The following is a 17,765-nucleotide window of genomic DNA, read 5'->3' as shown; positions in this document are numbered from 1 at the left end:
CAACTCAAATGTTCTGTTAAACTCATTTGGTACGAAGTAAGGCATTTAAATAAGACCCGAACAAGTCCATAACAGTTTGCTGGCGACAATAGCAAGAGTGAACCACCTGATCCCTTCCCGAACTCAGAAGTGAAACCTCTTAGCGCTGATGGTAGTGTGGGGTTACCCATGTGAGAGTAAGTCATCGCCAGCTTTTAAATCTAAAACACCCCGATCTTTAACGAGATTGGGGTGTTTTTTTATGCGCGGTGTTTATTAGCGAAATGAAAAGAAAACTGCGAAAGGAAATATAAAAGCTCTAGCCTTAGCAGGAGCTTTTAAAAATCATTAGGAATATTCTACTTAAATAATAAAATCATTAATCTTTAAAGTGAACAGGAATCCATTGATAGCTTTTCCCATCGGCTGAGTAAATATGTCCAATGCCTGGGAATGGTAAATGAGGTGCTGCGATGGTTTGCCCATGTTTTGCATAATCAGCAAACTGCTTTAATCGGGTTTGAACAGCTGTTTTCGGGTCAATATCATATTCTATTGCTGTTTCTGGTTTATCGAATTGCACTGTATGAGAGTGGACAATATCCCCAATAAAAACAATATCTTCACCCGTTGTTTTTAGTTTGTAACTAAAATGCCCTGGGGTATGACCAGCAGTACTGATCACTTCAAATCCGCTGATGTTGTCAGCCAGTTTAAATGTTTTAAACTGTTTTTTAGCTTGATAGGGTGCAAGGGCGGCTTTGATCTTTTCTACAGTTGCTAAGTAATTGGCACGTTTATCTTGTGCTATTTTTTCAGCTTGTTTCGGATTTAGCCAATAATTTGCTTCATCTTCAGAGACATAGATGGTGGCATTTGGGTAGTTTGCTATGCCATTTTTACTGACACCACATGAATGATCAGGATGTAAATGTGTTAGTAAAATCGTATTGACTTGTTCAGGTTGATGACCTGAAGCTTTGAGATTTTTTAATACAGAGCCTAGATGTGCACCGAAACAATCTGCAGTACCACTATCCACCAAAATCAGTGATTTACCTGTGTTAACTAAAAATGCATTCACTGATGTTTGCACACCTTTGGCTTGATCTGCATGATATTTCTTTAAAATTTCTTGAACCTTATCCTGTGAAATATCTTTAAATAGTGTGGGAGACATAAAGTTAGTGCCATCTAGCAAGGCTGTAATTTGTGTATTGCCCAGCTGATGTTGGTAAAATCCTGCTACTTGCGCTTGTTGTTCAATGATCGGTAATGTTTTGGTGACTTCTGCTTGTGATGTAAGAGGGAATAAGCCGAATAAAAGGACTGATAATGATAGGGCAGTTTTTTTCATTGGAGTTGATCAGAATTAATTTAACGAATTATTTTTTAACATGGATTGGTTCATCACGGCGCTTTTTATATATGAAAAAAAATCTACTTTTGTAAGCGAATTTTTTATTAATATACACAATGATCGAATCAGCTATGTGAGGTCATTCATTGATATCCTGACGATTTCTGGCTCTTTTCCATTCAATAAAAGTACAAATCAGCGTTGTTGGTAGTATAAGGACAAACTGGAGGTAAAGAAAAGTGAATAAAGGGGACGGCGTGACTATAGCAATGATAAGAATAAAAGGGGCTAGCATAAAGCTTAAAAGACACCCATAGATTAAACTATAACGCCAAGAGGCTAACGCTAATTTACTTGCAAAAAAGTGTTTAAATAAGAGATTGGTAATGATGGCTGGAATGCACCCTAGGAGATAACCAAATGGAGTAATCAAGATGAATGCAGCGATCATTGGAAATATAATAGATGGTGTAATGAGTCCTTTTAAAAACCGCATTGGATTATAAAAAATAATTTCGCTGTGAAATGTGATTGCGATAATAAATGTACCAATGAATGGACCACAGAGGATAAATGCAGATATTTTTCTTTTGTTATTTTTTGACATATCCATATTGAGGCGAGCCCCTTTTTTTCATTTTTATAATGATAGTGTAGTAAAACATTAGCATAAAAAAAGACTTCCGAAGAAGCCTTTTAGTGATTTATGATCGTCTAGGATGAGACAATCAATACTTAAGAAACTTTATCACCTGGTTTCGCACCAGATTCAGGTGAAATCACCCAAACGCCATCACCATTTCCAGCAGCAAGCACCATACCATTTGAAATACCAAAACGCATTTTACGCGGCGCAAGGTTTGCAACCATAACCACCAATTTGCCAGTTAAGTCTTCAGGTTTGTAGAACTCACGGATCCCACTGAATACATTACGTGGTTCAGCTTCACCGACATTTAGAGTCAATTGAAGCAGCTTATCAGAACCTTCTACTGTTGCTGCTTCTAAGACTTCAGCAACACGCAAGTCGACTTTGATAAAGTCATCAATCGTAATGATTTCTGCTTCACCCACTTTGGCTTCAGGCTTTTTCTCTTTGGCTTTTTCAGTTTTCTTTTCTGCTTTCGCTGGTGTTGCAGCAGCTAAAGATTCTTTTGATGCATCAACCATTGCAGCAACTGCTTTGGGATCAACACGTTGCATCAATGGTTGGAATTGAGCAATTTCATGCGCAACTAAAACCGTTTTTCCTGAAGTAAAATCAAAACTTTCAAGTTTTAAGAAGTCTTGAACTTGTGTTGCCAAAGTTGGAAGTACTGGTGCCAAGTAAACAGCCAATTGGCGGAATAGATTGATCCCAACAGAACAGACATCATGAACTTGTTGTTCCTGACCTTCTTGTTTTGCCAAAGCCCATGGTTTTTTCTCATCAATATACTGATTTGCACGATCAGCAAGTGCCATGATTTCACGTATAGCGGTTGAAAACTCACGCGCTTCATAAGATTGAGCAATCGAATCACCCGCATCAATGAAACTTTGAACCAGTTCAGGTTCAGCACATGTTGTAGACAAGCTATTATTAAAATTGCTGTTAATGAATTTTGCACAACGACTGGCAATATTCACAACTTTACCTACCAAATCTGAATTTACTTTTTGTACAAAGTCATCAAGATTCAAATCAGAATCTTCAACTTTATCAGAGAGTTTAGAAGCAAAGTAATAACGTAAATATTCAGGATTTAAGTGCTGTAGATAGGTTTCAGCTTTAATAAATGTGCCACGCGATTTTGACATTTTTTGACCATTTACAGTCAAGAAACCATTTACGAATAGACCTGTAGGGGTGCGGTAATTTGCACCTTCTAACATCGCAGGCCAGAACAACGCATGGAAATATACAATGTCTTTACCAATGAAGTGATACACCTCATTTTTAGAATCTTTTTTCCAGTAGTCGTCAAAGCTTAATTCTGGGCGTTTCGTTTTGATGTAATTTTCAAAACTTGACATATAACCAATCGGGGCATCAACCCAAACATAGAAATATTTATTTGGTGCATCTGGAATTTCAAAGCCGAAATAAGGTGCATCACGAGAGATATCCCAATCGTTTAGACCATTTTCAAACCATTCATCTAACTTATTGGCGATCGAAACAGGTAAACGACCTTCATCGCGCGTCCATTTTTGCAAGTATTCGGCAAAGTTTGGGAGTTTAAAGAAATAATGATCTGATGATTTTTCAACAGGTGTCGCACCACTTAATGTTGAGCGTGGATTTAATAGCTCTGTTGCATTATAGGTCGTACCGCATACTTCGCATGAGTCGCCATACTGATCTTCTGATTTACATTTTGGACAAGTACCTTTAATGAAACGATCTGACAAGAACATGCTTTTTTCAGGATCAAACAACTGAGTAACAGGGCGAATCGCAATATTGCCTGCCTCACGGTTTTTAATATAGATTTTCTCAGAACGGGCTTTATTTTCATCGCTATTGGTTGAATCATAGTGATCAAAATGTACGCCAAAGCCATCAAAATCACGAATATGCTCTTTTTGCACATTGGCAATTTGTGCTTCTGGACTAATCCCATTGGCTTCTGCACGGAGCATGATTGCTGTACCGTGTGCATCATCCGCGCAGACATAAGTCACTTCATGACCCATTGCACGCATGGCACGAACCCAGATATCTGCTTGGATGTAGCCGAGTAGGTGACCCATATGAATAGGACCATTTGCGTATGGAAGGGCGTTAGTGACTAAAATATTTCGCACGGATATAACTCTCTTTCTCAAAGTTAATGCAAGGGCATTGATTTTAGCGTAATTGCTATGAAGATGCACAACAGAATAGGTGAATTCTTTTCAAATGTAGATTTTTACGCATATTCTTATATCTGCCAATTCATTATTATAGAATGACGTATTCGTGTATTTCCCAAGAGTAATAAATCTATGATTGATGATGAATATTTTGATGATGACCAGCCTGTAACCCGTATTCCACAAAATCAAAATAGTAAAAATCTGATTGAAAAAAATATTCTGAAACAAGCTGAACGCTATTTTGCAGATATTTCTGAAGATGAACATCAGTATCTTATTGAAACACTCAATGGGTTTGCTCAAGAAGAGCCTTATTTTGAAGTTTTAGCCGATCAATTGGATCAGCCTGTGGGGGCTAAAATTGCCAATGACGCTCTCAATCTATTGCATTTTTGGCAATTAATACATGAAGCTGAGGATATTGCTCAGTTTAATCTTTTAGATGTGATCAACAGTGCGTTTTTTCAGTCCGAGATGTTTAAAGCTTTTGATCAATTAGCGCTGGGTGAGCAGAAGTCACAATACCAAGCTGTGTTAGAACAAAGCTTTAAACTCTATCAATTAGAGTTGTATGCGGGATGTATTCCATTGCTTTATGCTCAATTGGAAGGTTTGTTAACGGCTGTTTTAGTTCAAAATGGTTATTTAAAACAACAGGACACCAAGTTTATTGATGTCTATAAAATCGTTCCTGGGTTAAAAGGTCATGAGATTAAAAGTTTGTGGCATAAAGCTAAAATTGCCAATGAATTGAATCATTATTTTTTAGAGTTGGCTGCTTATAAGATGGATAGTAGTTCAACGGTGAGTATGACACGGCATAACATTCTACATGGTACGGATTTAAATCATTTTAATCAGGGTCGCAGTTTCGTATTGTTTATTTGGCTATTTGCGGCAGTCAGTTTTATGGGAAATGTCCGATCATAAAGTTCGAATCGTGATGATTCTTCACCTAAATTTCACATCCTAATCAAACACGCTACATTTTAATTTTAGAAACTAACACCAAGATCGAAGAAGGAGAAAATCATGCGGTCTTGGTATGTATTTGTTGCTTCAGCATTTGCAAGTTTAGCGGCTGTTCTCAGTTTAGTTGTGCCATTTTGTCTTTTTCTATATTTTTATCAGGGTGATTTATTTATTTCAGCTTCTGAACGAACTTCAAGCCGAGGCATGGAAGTCGTATTGTATTTAACTCCATTTTTACTGCTGGTCGGGTTTTTTAGTTACACTGTTATTTTTAAAGTATTTAAAGTACCTCAAAAAATCATCGAAACAACACAGATTATAAAATCTATAACTTTGATCTTTATCATGATGCTAAGTTTTTTATTCTTAGTTTTATGTTTAGATGGTGCTCTATCTAGCTTTATCGAGGCATTGAGTTATTTAATCTTCGTTTATTTACTGTTATTGTTCCCGTTTTGTATCGGTCTAATTCTCGGAAATGCAATTTATCTCATTTTATACAGAAAATTTAATACGCAGAATATGTTTAGAAAACAAGTACATCATTGGGTTTAAATTTGCGTTTCATGTTATGTTCGAACTTCGATATCAATAAGAAATTACCTATGCTTAAACTGATTGCTGAAGACTTTATCCAAGTGGATAAAATTGATTTAGTTTTACCTTTATATCAACAATTAGTTGAGCAAACTAAACGAGAAGCGGGCTGTATAGCCTATGATTTATATCATGATTTACGCAATACAGGGCATTTTGTATTTATTGAGGAATGGGTGGATCGAGCTGCTTTAGATGCCCATGTTCAATCCTCCCATTTTCAGGATTTAGTCCCGAAAATTGATCAACATAGAAGACAAGACGGAATTTTTACCCATATGCAGCATTATGATGAATTGTTTAAAAAATGAATATTTAGCATTCATCTTCAATCATTTTCTTAATCTTGATTGCCTTTTCAAAATGATCAAGCTGATGGGTTTTAATCCACCATTCTGCCACTTGCATTAAGGTTTCTGGGTCATCATTTTTATTGGCAAAGAATGCATAAAAAGATAAACCAACATCATCTCCCTTTTTAGCAATTTTATCATTACAGACTCGGATAATTTTTTCTTTCATTAAGTGTTGCATTCGATAAGACTCAGTGTTTGTTTTAATTCAATGATTTTTAATCAATCAGAATAGGCTATTTTATTCATTTTGAAACAAAAAAACACATCGCTACAAACTGTGTATGAATTGTTAAAGAAATGCATCTTTTTACATTTTATGGAGTTTCAGTTGTTATAACTAGGGTGAGACTTAATTAAATAGGAAGAAAATCATGACAAATTTAGACGATTTAAAAAACAAAGCTTCTGAAGTAATTGATGATGTGAAGTTAAAAGCCAAAGAAGCAAAATTAGGTGCTGAAAAAGTTGCAGATGACCTCAAACATAAAGCAAAAGAAACACTGCTTAAAGGTGAGCAAGCTGTAAATGATTTGAAGCACAAAAAAGATGATGAAAAGTAATTTGAACAATCACTGAACAGCGCCATGCTGTTCAGTGATACTTTTTACTTAAGGTTCTTTACGAATCCACTCAATTTCACGAATCTGATTATTCACCACCGTAAAAGTATAAGTTACATTCTCAATCTCATAGATATAGTTGGATACGGTAACCGTCGTTTTACCTTCTTTACGTTCATAAGTGTTCATTGAAATTGGAGATTGGCCAATCCGTGTCGACATTTCCGTCAAACTATCACTTACAGAAACCAGTTGTCCTGAAGATGTCCGCACCGTAGTTGTAGATGTTCCAGCAAAAGCTGAACTCGAAATGATTAAAGAAAAAACTAAAAATAATAGAGACTTCATAGACCTACCTTATTATTGTCAAAAATTACACAAAGTTGTTATGACCCAATGTGACTATAGCTATTTTTTATCCAGTATTTGTATGGGAATTATTAAGACAGCGTTTGTCATAGCAAACTAAATCGCAAAAACTAAAAGTTCATTCTGAACAATGAGATAAAATGATTGAATGGATTATTTTGGATGCTAAACCAACTAAATCAGTAGGATTAATAACAACATTCAAAAAGCTGAATAGAAGTTTGCTTAACCTCAGGTCAATTTACAGTTAAACTATCTGTTCTCAGTATTTATTGTATTTGCAAATTTGGAGCAAATCTATGTCGTGGCTTTCTTCGCTTAAATCAGTTTTTTCTCCTGCGCAGGAGGTGAAAGAGGAAGAAGTCCAATCTGTTTTGCAAAACTATATTTTGCCAAATTCAAATGTTTTAAAAGATCGTATTACTCAAGTGAATGTTGTAGGCCGAGTATTACAACTGACAATTAATACTTATCCAGAAGAGGCAGATCATTTACAAAAAATTCATGATGATCTCGCAGATGCATTGGAGAAGTGCGGTATTCAAGAATTGAATCTGCATGTGATCCAACAAAAAATTCAACATGATTCAAGTTGTGGCAGTGACCAACATGGAAAAGCAGGGCATAGTTGCGCTTCAAAGCCCAAAGAGCAACATCCTAATCTTCCTCCAGTTGTCGATGCTTCTGCTAAAATGGCAAATACACAAGAAGATCCTAATAATCCGCCGATTCAAAAAGCAGCACCACAACAACGTGATATTCCGAAGCACCCTCGAATTCAAAATGTGATCCTTATATCATCGGGTAAAGGTGGTGTGGGTAAATCAACTACCACAGTAAATATCGCATTGGCTTTGCACAAACTAGGCTTAAAAGTCGGGGTTTTGGATGCTGATATCTATGGTCCAAGTATTCCAACAATGCTGGGGAATGCAGGGCAAACACCTAAAATAGAAGGTGAAAATTTTGTACCATTAGAAGCTTATGGTATGGCGGTACTTTCAATCGGTCATTTGATTGGAAAAGAAAATACACCAGTTGCTTGGCGTGGTGCAAAAGCCACAGGTGCATTGATGCAACTGTTTAATCAAGCGCTATGGCCTGATTTAGATGTTCTAGTCATCGATATGCCACCTGGTACTGGTGATATTCAATTAACCCTTGCCCAGCGTATTCCTGTAACAGGGGCTGTGATTGTGACAACACCTCAGAATGTAGCCCTGATGGATGCTGTGAAAGGAATTGAACTGTTTAATAAAGTACATATTCCAGTTATGGGTGTTGTGGAAAATATGTCGACACATATCTGTTCAAACTGTGGTCATGAAGAACAAATTTTTGGTACAGGTGGCGGCGATCAATTGTCTGAGCAATATAATATTCCGTTGTTGGGACGATTGCCTCTAAATGTTCAAATTCGTGAAAATGCTGATGCTGGTAAACCTTCTGTGATAGCAGGAGATGTTGCTGCAGAAAACTATATGGCTATTGCTGAAAAAATTGCACAAGCTTTACCTAAAGCCGAAAAAGATCCGCATAGAATTTTCTAAGAATTGATCTCTCAAGCGTCCTCTCTTTATTTTAACCATTGAATTAAGGAGAGGATGGTTGAGAATGAATCAATGAAATATTTAAACTTACTCGATAATAAGATTTTATATGCACTGCCCATTTTCAGTATCCTCAAAAATCAAATAATTAATGCTAAATATGAAGGGTATGGTACAAACGATGTTAAGTTAATTAAAGTTATTCTTAATTCAAAAATAAAATTTAAATCGCCTTCTCTTAACTATCTGTATAAAAATATAGAAAATTGATCAACTGGTATATTCATTGCTTAGGTATAATTTCTAATTTAAACCATTGAGTAGACCATGCTATTAAAAAAAATCTTATGTGCTTTAGGAATCTGTAGTTCGGTGTTCTTGGCTGCATGTAATGATAGTGATTCAGATAAAACCAATTCTAATTCAACGACACAGAAATCATTGCAACCCATCATTATTCAAGGTGCATTACCTGTAGAATCTGAGCAAATGGCCTCAAAACTAAGCAATTCTACAGTCGAAACGTTCGGTGGTTGGACGTTTTGGGAAGGAACCTATCAAGGTTATCCGGTGATTATCTCTAAAACAAGAATGGGAATGAGCAACTCTGCTGCCGCAACAGCAATTGCGATTGAACGTTATAAACCCATTGCGATTATTAACCAAGGAACATCAGGTGGACATGATCCAAATCTTAATGTCTATGATATTGTTTTAGGTCGTTACACCACCAATATTGGTGCGTTTAGAACACCTAAAAAAGCAGTTGGAGAGGGTTCAAATTCTCTTGAATGGACAGAAGCTTTTGATGTGCTGCCTACGGATGAGTCTGATCCTGAACCGATTGCGATTCGTAAATTTGAAGCAGATAAAGATCTGTTATTGGCAGCGCAGCGTGCAAAAACCAATTATAGCAAGGGCCGTGTGGTTGAAGGTACTATTGGTTCAGCAGATGTTTGGAACAATGAGTTGGACCGAATTGCATTTTTCCATAAAAACTATGGCACTTCTGTAGAGGAAATGGAGGCGGCATCTGTGGCACAAATTGCCAGCCAATATAAAGTACCATTCCTTGGTGTTCGTATTTTATCGAACAATATTACCAATGGGGGCGCATATGACCCAGGTACTGGAGAAGCATGCCAGCATTATGTTTTAGATGTGGTTGTTGAATATATGAAAGCTAAACAAGCCGCTTTAAAGTAATTTTTTATCAAAATAAATTGGAGTTTGCTTAGAGAGTTTTGGGCTGTTTTTTACGGTTATTCCACTTTTTAATCACGCTCCAACGCCAGTAAATACGTGTTGCAATAAAGAGTAGCGATGCAAATACAAATGCTTCAATAAATAAACCTGTCGCAAGAATTTTGGCTAGGCTAAAATCAATATGCCCATGCCCAAAGTTTTTGATCCAATGAATGATTTGATGGAAAACACCGAGTAACATTTCCTTATTGATCATATGCACATGATAAATTTTGGAACCAATCCAAAAGGCAAAAATCAAAATTGGCACAATGGTTAAGGGATTCATGATCCAAGCTAAAATTAAACCAATCGGTAAATTAGCTTCAAAGAATAATACTGAAAAAATAATTAATAAGGTGTGGAATGGAATAGGCAAGATGCCCCAAAAGGTACCAATAAACATTGCCTTAGAAATTGATTTTCGATTGACATACCAAAGCTGAGGACTTAAGGCTTTATCGCCAAAAATCTTCATGAATTTCAAATTGTTGACTCGCTCTGGACTAGGGAGCCAAGACTGAAAAAAATGCTTTGCCATAAAAGTAGAAAATGCAAGAAAGGTAACTATTGTGCATCAATGTAGATAAAAACGACAACCTTTCTGACAAAAAACCTAATGAGTAAGAGAGAAATATGGATAAAGAATAGTCAATAAAACTGAAAATTTACTTAAAAAGCCCTTGATTCGTACCAAAGATGGCCTTTAACGGAACTACTTGGTATTTTACCGCTAATCAGTGTGCTATTTGGGAATAAACTTACTGATTTAAAAGGTATTATTATTGATTTTAAAGTTTGATTTTGGACATAAAAACAGCATTTCTTCGATCAGTGACTTTGCAGTTCTTATCTGATTTTAAGTTTTCAAAGCATTGAAAATAAAATATATTTTTATTTAGGGTAATGTTCTTCAATAAGTTCTCTTACAATTAATTTTTTGCCAATTCAATTTAAAAGATTTAATCTGCGATCAATCCATTGATGAGGTCATTTAATGATTTCATGGTTTTTTATTGGCTTGGTGGTGACGATTCTTTTAACACCAGGACCAACCAATACGCTTTTAGCATCTTCTGGAATTCAAGTTGGAATTCGAAAATCTCTTGCATTAATTCCAGCGGAAGCGCTTGGCTATCTTATCTCCATTACCATTTGGGGATTAATTATTGGATCTGTGTCTAAACAGTTTCCAAGTGTACCCGTTATTCTTAAATTATTTAGCGCAGGTTATATTTTATTCCTGGCTTTAAAATTATGGCGTACAGCAAATCGAGATGAAAACTTTAATCATGCGACAATTCGGGCGCGTGAGTTATTTTTTGCAACCCTTTTAAACCCGAAAGCACTTCTCTTTGCTTCTGCAATTTTTCCAACACATGTATGGCAAAATGCGTCTGCTTATACTTCACATATGTTGGTGTTTTTATTATTAATCGTACCGATTGCATTTTTTTGGACATTTATTGGTTCTGTGATTTGCAGTAATAAAGTGACTTGGCTCAATCAGCGTAATATGCAAAGAACTGCGTCTTTAGTTTTAGTGAGTTTTACTGTACCACTGAGCTACTCAGCACTTTTAAGCCTTTAACAATCGATTATAGTTAAACTTAAGTTTGTACGTTTACTTACAGACTTGGGTTGCTCTATTTCGTCATAAACATTCCTTTCAAAAGCAATTTCAGTTAAAGTACAGCGCAGTAAATAGCACAGTTTTGGGATAGAGATAAATGGCAATTAAGTCTGATCGTTGGATTCGTGAAATGAGCGAAAAGCACGGTATGATTGAACCGTATGCAGAAAACCAAGTGCGTTATGATGAACATGGTGAAAAGCTAATTTCTTATGGCGTATCTAGCTATGGTTATGACGTACGTTGTGCACGTGAGTTTAAAGTCTTTACCAATGTTCACTCTGCCATTGTCGACCCTAAAAATTTCGATGAGCGTAGTTTTATCGACATTGAATCTGATGTTTGTATCATCCCTCCAAACTCATTTGCGTTAGCACGCACTGTTGAATATTTCCGTATTCCACGTAATGTTTTGACGATCTGCCTAGGTAAATCGACTTATGCACGTTGCGGTATCATTGTAAATGTAACGCCACTTGAACCTGAATGGGAAGGTCATGTGACATTAGAGTTTTCAAATACGACGAATTTACCTGCGCGTATTTATGCCGGTGAAGGTGTTGCTCAAATGCTGTTTTTTGAATCTGATGAAGTTTGTGAAACCTCTTATAAAGATCGTGGTGGTAAATACCAAGGTCAGGTTGGGGTAACCTTACCTAAAGCTTAAATTAAAAATGAGCTGAAAGAAGCAAGTGTAAATCACTTGCTTTTTTTATGTATATATCAACATGATAAATATGTTTAATATATTATTTTTCAATAAAAATTTTTAAATTAAATCATAATTAAACATAACCAAATGAGATTTAAATGTATTTAAAATTATTGTTTTTTATCGGAAAGTGTAAAAAAATCTCGGTATAAATTTTAATCTATGATATAAAAAGATGCTAAATATAAATGTTATTTATATCATTTTATTTTTTCAAGATTCGAAGGATAATTTAGCCTTGGTATAAAAATAAGGTCAAGCTTTGCTAAGGATGGAAGCGTACAATGTTCGAAAGAAAATATTTAAGTGTTGTATTACTAATATTGAGTGTTTTAGCAATGAGTACGACTCATGCTGCGACTTTACAGGCATTGACTGACGAACAATTGTCAGAAACGACAGGTCAAGCACTCATGAGTTTGACTTATATTGCACCAACAGATACTGCGAATTTAGAGGCTCGCCGCACAGGTGGGGATAGTACTGTTGGGTTTTATAAACTAGGTTTAGAAGCGACTGTCGAATTAAATGCAAATATCAAAAAACTTCAATTAGGTTGTGGTGGTACCAATGGAAGTGGTGCTTGTGATTTAGATTTAGATAGTGTTTCTTTTGGTTGTATTACAGGGGCAGCAGGCTATTGTATTACATCTGCAACAACAAACCCGAATCAACCTACTGGCATTGATAGTAATAATGCCATTAGTAATCAAAAGAATATGAAGGATTTTGTCTTAACAAATCCTTATTTTCAATTTGCAATTAAAAATCCTAATAGTGCCTCTACTCGAGAAGTTGTTGGTATACGTATAGGAGCAGAAAAAGCAGAAGGCCCATTATCTATCGGTAATTTAAATAGTTTTAGTGGATATTTTACAGGAAAGGCAAATTTAACAATGTTAGGTGAAACAAATGTTTCTCCTGTAACCTCAACAACCTGGAATTCAAGAGCGATATCAACACCTAGTGCTTTTCTAGGATTGGATGATGCTACAATTTTAAACCTAGGTTTAGCTTCAGTAAAATATAGTGAAATTACCGCAAATTATTCAACTGTAAGTAGAAATGGTTTAGCTGTTTCTGTCGTTGGGAACCGTGTTAGTCAAGCAAAAATAATAGGTTTGGACTTAAGTTCAGTTGTAGATGATATTATAAATGGTACTTCAACCACTTCAGCATTGGAGTTAAATACCAGTAACTCTTGTGTAAGGATTATTGGTATTTGTTCTGGATCTTTTGGTGCAAATATTGGTAATGCTTTATTACCAGTGTTAAGAGGTGGTATTTCCGATTATATTAAACAACAGTTAGCAACAGGATTAGGCACTTCTGTTTCGGGATTGAGCACTTATCAAATGCCTTATAATTTAAGTAACGTGCATCAAATAGATGTGAATTCAAATACCTTTGGTATTGCTCTATCTGCACAAAATTTACAATATCCTGATTATGCAGCAGCAGTGAGTAAAGGTTGGAGTATGTATCTTCAAGATGCTTTTACGCTTAATATTTCAGATAAAGTAAGTAATCTTGTGAGTAATATTGCTTCAAGTTCAAATGCGAAAGATGGAAATATTACTTTATTAGAACAGCCTTATCGTAATTGTTATGGTTCATTAAAATTCTGTTAATTTTTTATTGGTTTATAGTGACTTCAAAATAAAAGGACTAAGCCCTGTGCAGTACAGGACTCAGTCCTTGAAAACCCCTTAATTAATCCGTCCAACTTATAGGGGGTAGATCATTCAATGGGTTTTTTATAGTTTAAATTGTATTGCCACAGATGTCTGTCGTTCCAACTGGATAGGTGAACTGAATTTGTGTTTGAGTTGCATCAAAATCATAACTACATGCAGCCCAACTGCTTATACAGATTGAATTTATCATTAAACCGAATATCATTCTTTTCATGGTGTATTCCTTTTTATTTTGAGATTTTACTATAAAGTTAAAATGGAATAGATTTGAAAATATCCGATAAAAAGGTTCAAAAAATTTAAATATTAAATACTTGCTTTAAATAGATTCATTTTAATTAAAATGTTTGAACTATTTTATATCTATCTTTGATTTTTTATTTATATTTGAATTTAAATCGTTTTTTATTCTTGAAAATTTCTATAGATGTTTTTTCATGTGTTTTTATGCTATTTGGTATTTTGGTTTATTAACAAAAATTACAGTCATTTTGTCGGAAATTTAACCTATATTTAAAAGCATTATGATAGATTAATCACATTATATTTCTCTATTGAAAACTAAAATACATTTTCATAACAGTAAGAGCCTAAATTTTATGAAGTTTATCTAAGATTAGGTTTGATTATTGGAACAATAGAGTTTCACAATTTTGAACATAATCTAAGGATAAGGAGATGTTCATGCTTAAAATAAAGGCTTTGTGTGCAACACTTTTTTCATTCAGTGTTGTTGCAATATCTGCTGTATATGCACAGTCTACAACTTTAAAAAGTATGTCTGATGAGCAACTCTCTGAAACGACAGGTCAGGCTTTAATGAGTTTGACTTATGTTGCACCCACCGATTCAGCAAATATGGAAGCAAAACGATCAGGTGGAGATAAAAGTATTGGATTTTATAAATTAGGTTTAGAAGCTGAACTTGAATTAAATGCCAATATTAAAAAATTACAGTTGGGTTGTGGTGGTGTAAATGGAGCAGGGAACTGCGACATTGATATTGATAATTTAGGTCTAAGTGGCTTAGGAAATTCTGCAACATCAAATACAGATAGTACTTCTGACCGAGCTGCCCGTGTAGGGTCAAGTGCTGTTTTAACCAACCCTTTTATTCAATTTGCCATTAAAAATCCAGGAAGCGCTTCTACACGACAAGTCGTGGGAATAAATTTAAGTTCAGAAAAAGCAGTGGGTTTGCTGACGTTTGGTACAGAAAATAGCGGTACAAAAAATGGAATTAATTCCTTAAGTGGGTATATGAAAGTCGCCGCAACTACGGGGACTGCTTTGGTCAATGGTTTTGGTTCAAGTTTAGTCTCGGGAGAAACTGCCAGAAGACAGTTGATACAGTCAGATGGTTATAATGCAATTAATGGCCAAGCATGTTGTGCTCTTTTTTTTATCCCTATTGGTTTTACGACAACCGCATATAATTTAAATTTACGAGATAAGGCAACGGGCAGTAATATTTTAAAAGGTGATTTGTCTTTACTGGAACAAGAGATTACAGGAAAACGTATCAATAGTGCGACTTTAAAAGCCAGTGCATTGGTACGAGATATTGATTTAAGTGGTAATATTATTGCAAGAGCACTTGGTGTTATTAACTTGGATAAAGAAACCAGTGGCACAATTCAAAACTTGAATGTGGATGTGACTATTAATGAAGATTTGGGTTATTTTCATAAAGCCAGTTTAAATGGAACACCCGCATCATTGTCATTGCAAGGACAAGATATTCAATGGACTGGAAATAAATCAGTTGCACAAAAAGGTTGGTGGTTAGAATTTTCCAATCCGATTGATATTGGCAAGATTGATCCAACTGATCGGGTCGATATTCCTAAAGCCACATTAAATGAAGTGATGAATCAGGTGAGTACTTATTTAAATGATAAACCAGTACAGTGTGGTAGTTTAGCCTTGGAAAATTGTCTTTTTGGGAGTGCAATCCCTCTAAAAGAAGTGGATTTGAAAGATGCGACTAGACCGAGTATGACATTAACGAACTTGCAACTAGCTAAACAGGATTTTACTCCAAACTGCTATGGCTCATTAAAGTTCTGTTAATCAAATACTTATTATGTTTTGGCAGTAATTATGCTAAACCTTATGGCGAGTTTATTGCTTAAAAAGATTCATTTGTCGGAAATGATAGATTTTAACCAAAAAAACTTTGTCATAATTAAAAAAATTACATAGTATGAAGTGTGATAGACATAACAAAACTGTATAAACAAGGATATGTATTTTTGTGCAGTTTGAAGTCGGGAATTTAAGAAATAAAATAAAATATGGTGCGGAGCATCGTATAACACAGGAAGGTCGTGGATGACTACACTCAATTATACGGTAAAATTTCATAAAACCGTTTTGGTGAGTTTGATTGGTTTATGCTTAAGCCAATCTTGCTTCGCACTTGAAGAAATGTCTGATGAAAAGTTAAGTGATACCACAGGCGAAGGTATTGCTTTATTGCCTAGAGACACTTATATGGTTTTTCAGGGCGCTGGAGTTAACCAAACTCAAGATACTGTGCTTACAAATCGTAGTTTAGACACAGGCTATATCTATTATGTTCCTGTGGGACCTTTGTCATCAATCGTTCAAGATACCAATAAAGATGGTGTTGTGAATGCCAGTGATCATTCAGTCGGGAAAGCTGATTTATATCTATATGGTTTAGCGTTGTCTAAAAATGCCAGCAATAATGCCAACCTTAGATTGGATGCGGGATCAACCAATGGCGTAGCGAATGCTGCGATTAAAAGCTGGGGAACTGCAACCAACCCTTGGATATTCAATGTAAAAACAGACCTCAATGTACCTGACTTTGGTGCAGGTGCGGGTTCTGTAACGTATTTAAATTTTGAAGCGCCGTTATATGAAAATTTATATTCATTTGCTGCTGATAAGAAAACAGTGACGACCAGTGCTTTTGTCAATGATGTTGGTGGGGAAGATGCATATAACCTTAAACTTGCATTTTGGGCAGATGGTTTTGTACGCGATCAAAGTAAGGCTGACAAAGATCCAAATCAATTTAATCTAGGCGAGGGGTTTAGTACCACTGCGACGGGGCGAGCAAACCGTATTCGCTTACAAGGTATCTTTAACGGTTTTGGATTAAATGGCAGTAAAATTCAATTATTCCAAACGCTCGGTGGTGCTACAAATACGGGTGGTATGAGTGCTTTTTATAACAATACTTTAGGTTTGGCTGGTGTTATACGATTAAATAGTGGTGATGGTTCAAAATTATTGGGAACATCTACAGCAAACTCATGGACTGCTCCAGCGAATTTGATGAGCCATGTTTTTAGGATTAGCACTCAAGAATGTGGGGTTGGTAACTTAAATGGTTGTACCACACCTTCAGCGCAAGACATCTTGTCGACTCCAGCAATTAATGGCGGAACAGCACCGACTTTTTCAGATAAAGAAGGTATTTATATTTATAATTTGAATACCAATTTGGTGCTTGGTTCATTATATCAGCCTTTGATTCTCGGATCTGATGGCACAAACTTTAGTATAGAACTGGCTAGAATCCCAAATAAAGAATCAATTTATAAGAAGATCTATACGGATTATACAGGGGCGGATACTTCATATACTGGGTCTACTTGTAATGTTTATAACTGTGGCACAAGTTCAATAGCGGGTTATCAAGGCAGTTCGGCAACACACAGTAGTATTAGTATAGGGACTGTTTATAGTATGGATGCAGGGAAGACTTTACTTGCAGATAAATCAGCAGGGGCTGTAGGGGTTTCATTTAATCAATTAAACAATGCCACCAGTTCAAATGCACAGAATAACTTAGGATCTGCCTTGATTGATGGAATGCTGATTCAGCATATGAAAATAACCACCAAAGGCCTATAGGAT

General features: G+C 35.6%; 18 protein-coding genes and 1 rRNA gene. 12 read left to right on the top strand and 7 right to left on the bottom strand.

Annotated elements, in window-relative coordinates; all coding sequences use genetic code 11:
* Positions 1-78: 78 nt before the first annotated feature.
* A 5S ribosomal RNA gene (rrf, locus tag F981_RS17680) occupies positions 79-193 on the top strand.
* Positions 194-358: 165 nt separating this feature from the next.
* On the opposite strand, the gene F981_RS17675 is transcribed toward rrf, so the two are convergent.
* The 3 genes from F981_RS17675 to metG all read right to left on the bottom strand — a co-directional run bounded on the left by F981_RS17675 (position 359) and on the right by metG (position 4,129).
* On the bottom strand, positions 359-1,336 hold the full coding sequence (locus tag F981_RS17675) for an MBL fold metallo-hydrolase (RefSeq protein WP_004723842.1): 978 nt from the start codon (positions 1,334-1,336) through the stop codon (positions 359-361).
* 142 nt (positions 1,337-1,478) lie between these two features.
* On the bottom strand, positions 1,479-1,952 hold the full coding sequence (locus F981_RS17670) for a hypothetical protein (protein ID WP_004723841.1): 474 nt from the start codon (positions 1,950-1,952) through the stop codon (positions 1,479-1,481).
* Positions 1,953-2,074: 122 nt separating this feature from the next.
* A complete protein-coding gene (metG, locus tag F981_RS17665) occupies positions 2,075-4,129 on the bottom strand; it encodes a methionine--tRNA ligase (RefSeq protein WP_004723839.1) in 2,055 nt (684 codons plus the stop codon).
* Positions 4,130-4,309: 180 nt separating this feature from the next.
* On the opposite strand from metG, the gene F981_RS17660 reads away from it, so the two are divergent.
* The 3 genes from F981_RS17660 (at position 4,310) to F981_RS17650 (ending at position 6,060) form a co-directional block, all read left to right on the top strand.
* Entirely contained in the window at positions 4,310-5,110 is an 801-nt protein-coding gene (locus tag F981_RS17660; RefSeq protein WP_004723837.1) for a hypothetical protein, read from the top strand.
* A gap of 102 nt (positions 5,111-5,212) precedes the next feature.
* A complete protein-coding gene (locus tag F981_RS17655; RefSeq protein ID WP_004723834.1) occupies positions 5,213-5,707 on the top strand; it encodes a hypothetical protein in 495 nt (164 codons plus the stop codon).
* 50 nt (positions 5,708-5,757) lie between these two features.
* Positions 5,758-6,060, top strand: coding sequence for a putative quinol monooxygenase (locus F981_RS17650; protein ID WP_016539416.1), 303 nt, complete (start codon positions 5,758-5,760; stop codon positions 6,058-6,060).
* Between the two features lie 4 nt (positions 6,061-6,064).
* Here the strand turns inward: F981_RS17650 and F981_RS17645 are convergent, their stop codons facing one another.
* The gene (locus F981_RS17645) at positions 6,065-6,283 is read right to left on the bottom strand and encodes a DUF6500 family protein (protein ID WP_004723831.1); all 219 of its coding nucleotides are present in this window, start codon (positions 6,281-6,283) and stop codon (positions 6,065-6,067) included.
* Positions 6,284-6,476: 193 nt separating this feature from the next.
* On the opposite strand from F981_RS17645, the gene F981_RS17640 reads away from it, so the two are divergent.
* Complete coding sequence (locus F981_RS17640; RefSeq protein WP_004723829.1) at positions 6,477-6,665, top strand: hypothetical protein; 189 nt, start codon at positions 6,477-6,479, stop codon at positions 6,663-6,665.
* 48 nt (positions 6,666-6,713) lie between these two features.
* On the opposite strand, the gene F981_RS17635 is transcribed toward F981_RS17640, so the two are convergent.
* The gene (locus F981_RS17635) at positions 6,714-7,013 is read right to left on the bottom strand and encodes a hypothetical protein (RefSeq protein WP_004723828.1); all 300 of its coding nucleotides are present in this window, start codon (positions 7,011-7,013) and stop codon (positions 6,714-6,716) included.
* Between the two features lie 320 nt (positions 7,014-7,333).
* On the opposite strand from F981_RS17635, the gene apbC reads away from it, so the two are divergent.
* Positions 7,334-8,584 (top strand): iron-sulfur cluster carrier protein ApbC, encoded by a 1,251-nt coding sequence (apbC, locus tag F981_RS17630; protein ID WP_004723826.1) that lies wholly within the window; start codon positions 7,334-7,336, stop codon positions 8,582-8,584.
* Between the two features lie 327 nt (positions 8,585-8,911).
* Complete coding sequence (locus F981_RS17620) at positions 8,912-9,790, top strand: 5'-methylthioadenosine/S-adenosylhomocysteine nucleosidase (protein WP_004723822.1); 879 nt, start codon at positions 8,912-8,914, stop codon at positions 9,788-9,790.
* 28 nt (positions 9,791-9,818) lie between these two features.
* Here F981_RS17620 and F981_RS17615 read toward each other — a convergent pair whose 3' ends face one another.
* Positions 9,819-10,370, bottom strand: a complete 552-nt coding sequence (locus F981_RS17615; RefSeq protein WP_004723820.1) for a DUF2062 domain-containing protein — start codon at positions 10,368-10,370, stop codon at positions 9,819-9,821.
* 456 nt (positions 10,371-10,826) lie between these two features.
* Here F981_RS17615 and F981_RS17610 point away from each other — a divergent pair, with 456 nt between their 5' ends.
* The 3 genes from F981_RS17610 (at position 10,827) to F981_RS17600 (ending at position 13,805) form a co-directional block, all read left to right on the top strand.
* Positions 10,827-11,420: a LysE family translocator gene (locus F981_RS17610; RefSeq protein WP_004723817.1), complete on the top strand. Its 594-nt coding sequence runs from the start codon at positions 10,827-10,829 to the stop codon at positions 11,418-11,420.
* A gap of 139 nt (positions 11,421-11,559) precedes the next feature.
* Complete coding sequence (dcd, locus tag F981_RS17605; protein WP_004723815.1) at positions 11,560-12,129, top strand: dCTP deaminase; 570 nt, start codon at positions 11,560-11,562, stop codon at positions 12,127-12,129.
* Between the two features lie 329 nt (positions 12,130-12,458).
* A complete protein-coding gene (locus tag F981_RS17600) occupies positions 12,459-13,805 on the top strand; it encodes a hypothetical protein (RefSeq protein ID WP_004723813.1) in 1,347 nt (448 codons plus the stop codon).
* A gap of 133 nt (positions 13,806-13,938) precedes the next feature.
* On the opposite strand, the gene F981_RS23750 is transcribed toward F981_RS17600, so the two are convergent.
* Positions 13,939-14,085: a hypothetical protein gene (locus F981_RS23750; protein ID WP_004723812.1), complete on the bottom strand. Its 147-nt coding sequence runs from the start codon at positions 14,083-14,085 to the stop codon at positions 13,939-13,941.
* 470 nt (positions 14,086-14,555) lie between these two features.
* On the opposite strand from F981_RS23750, the gene F981_RS17595 reads away from it, so the two are divergent.
* Both F981_RS17595 and F981_RS17590 read left to right on the top strand, forming a co-directional pair.
* On the top strand, positions 14,556-15,944 hold the full coding sequence (locus tag F981_RS17595) for a hypothetical protein (RefSeq protein WP_004723810.1): 1,389 nt from the start codon (positions 14,556-14,558) through the stop codon (positions 15,942-15,944).
* 261 nt (positions 15,945-16,205) lie between these two features.
* Complete coding sequence (locus F981_RS17590; protein ID WP_004723809.1) at positions 16,206-17,762, top strand: hypothetical protein; 1,557 nt, start codon at positions 16,206-16,208, stop codon at positions 17,760-17,762.
* The last annotated feature ends 3 nt before the right edge of the window (positions 17,763-17,765 follow it).

It is taken from the genome of Acinetobacter guillouiae CIP 63.46, from assembly GCF_000368145.1.
GTDB lineage: Bacteria > Pseudomonadota > Gammaproteobacteria > Pseudomonadales > Moraxellaceae > Acinetobacter > Acinetobacter guillouiae.
This window is presented reverse-complemented; position numbering and strand designations above follow the sequence as displayed.

Coding starts and splice junctions, on each gene's coding strand:
- F981_RS17660 (WP_004723837.1), top strand. CDS start 4,310: ATGATTGATGATGAATATTTTGATGATGACCAGCCTGTAACCCGTATT.
- F981_RS23750 (WP_004723812.1), bottom strand. CDS start 14,085: ATGAAAAGAATGATATTCGGTTTAATGATAAATTCAATCTGTATAAGC.
- apbC (WP_004723826.1), top strand. CDS start 7,334: ATGTCGTGGCTTTCTTCGCTTAAATCAGTTTTTTCTCCTGCGCAGGAG.
- F981_RS17620 (WP_004723822.1), top strand. CDS start 8,912: ATGCTATTAAAAAAAATCTTATGTGCTTTAGGAATCTGTAGTTCGGTG.
- F981_RS17635 (WP_004723828.1), bottom strand. CDS start 7,013: ATGAAGTCTCTATTATTTTTAGTTTTTTCTTTAATCATTTCGAGTTCA.
- F981_RS17670 (WP_004723841.1), bottom strand. CDS start 1,952: ATGGATATGTCAAAAAATAACAAAAGAAAAATATCTGCATTTATCCTC.
- F981_RS17590 (WP_004723809.1), top strand. CDS start 16,206: ATGACTACACTCAATTATACGGTAAAATTTCATAAAACCGTTTTGGTG.
- F981_RS17650 (WP_016539416.1), top strand. CDS start 5,758: ATGCTTAAACTGATTGCTGAAGACTTTATCCAAGTGGATAAAATTGAT.
- F981_RS17595 (WP_004723810.1), top strand. CDS start 14,556: ATGCTTAAAATAAAGGCTTTGTGTGCAACACTTTTTTCATTCAGTGTT.
- F981_RS17640 (WP_004723829.1), top strand. CDS start 6,477: ATGACAAATTTAGACGATTTAAAAAACAAAGCTTCTGAAGTAATTGAT.
- F981_RS17645 (WP_004723831.1), bottom strand. CDS start 6,283: ATGCAACACTTAATGAAAGAAAAAATTATCCGAGTCTGTAATGATAAA.
- F981_RS17610 (WP_004723817.1), top strand. CDS start 10,827: ATGATTTCATGGTTTTTTATTGGCTTGGTGGTGACGATTCTTTTAACA.
- dcd (WP_004723815.1), top strand. CDS start 11,560: ATGGCAATTAAGTCTGATCGTTGGATTCGTGAAATGAGCGAAAAGCAC.
- F981_RS17600 (WP_004723813.1), top strand. CDS start 12,459: ATGTTCGAAAGAAAATATTTAAGTGTTGTATTACTAATATTGAGTGTT.
- F981_RS17615 (WP_004723820.1), bottom strand. CDS start 10,370: ATGGCAAAGCATTTTTTTCAGTCTTGGCTCCCTAGTCCAGAGCGAGTC.
- F981_RS17655 (WP_004723834.1), top strand. CDS start 5,213: ATGCGGTCTTGGTATGTATTTGTTGCTTCAGCATTTGCAAGTTTAGCG.
- F981_RS17675 (WP_004723842.1), bottom strand. CDS start 1,336: ATGAAAAAAACTGCCCTATCATTATCAGTCCTTTTATTCGGCTTATTC.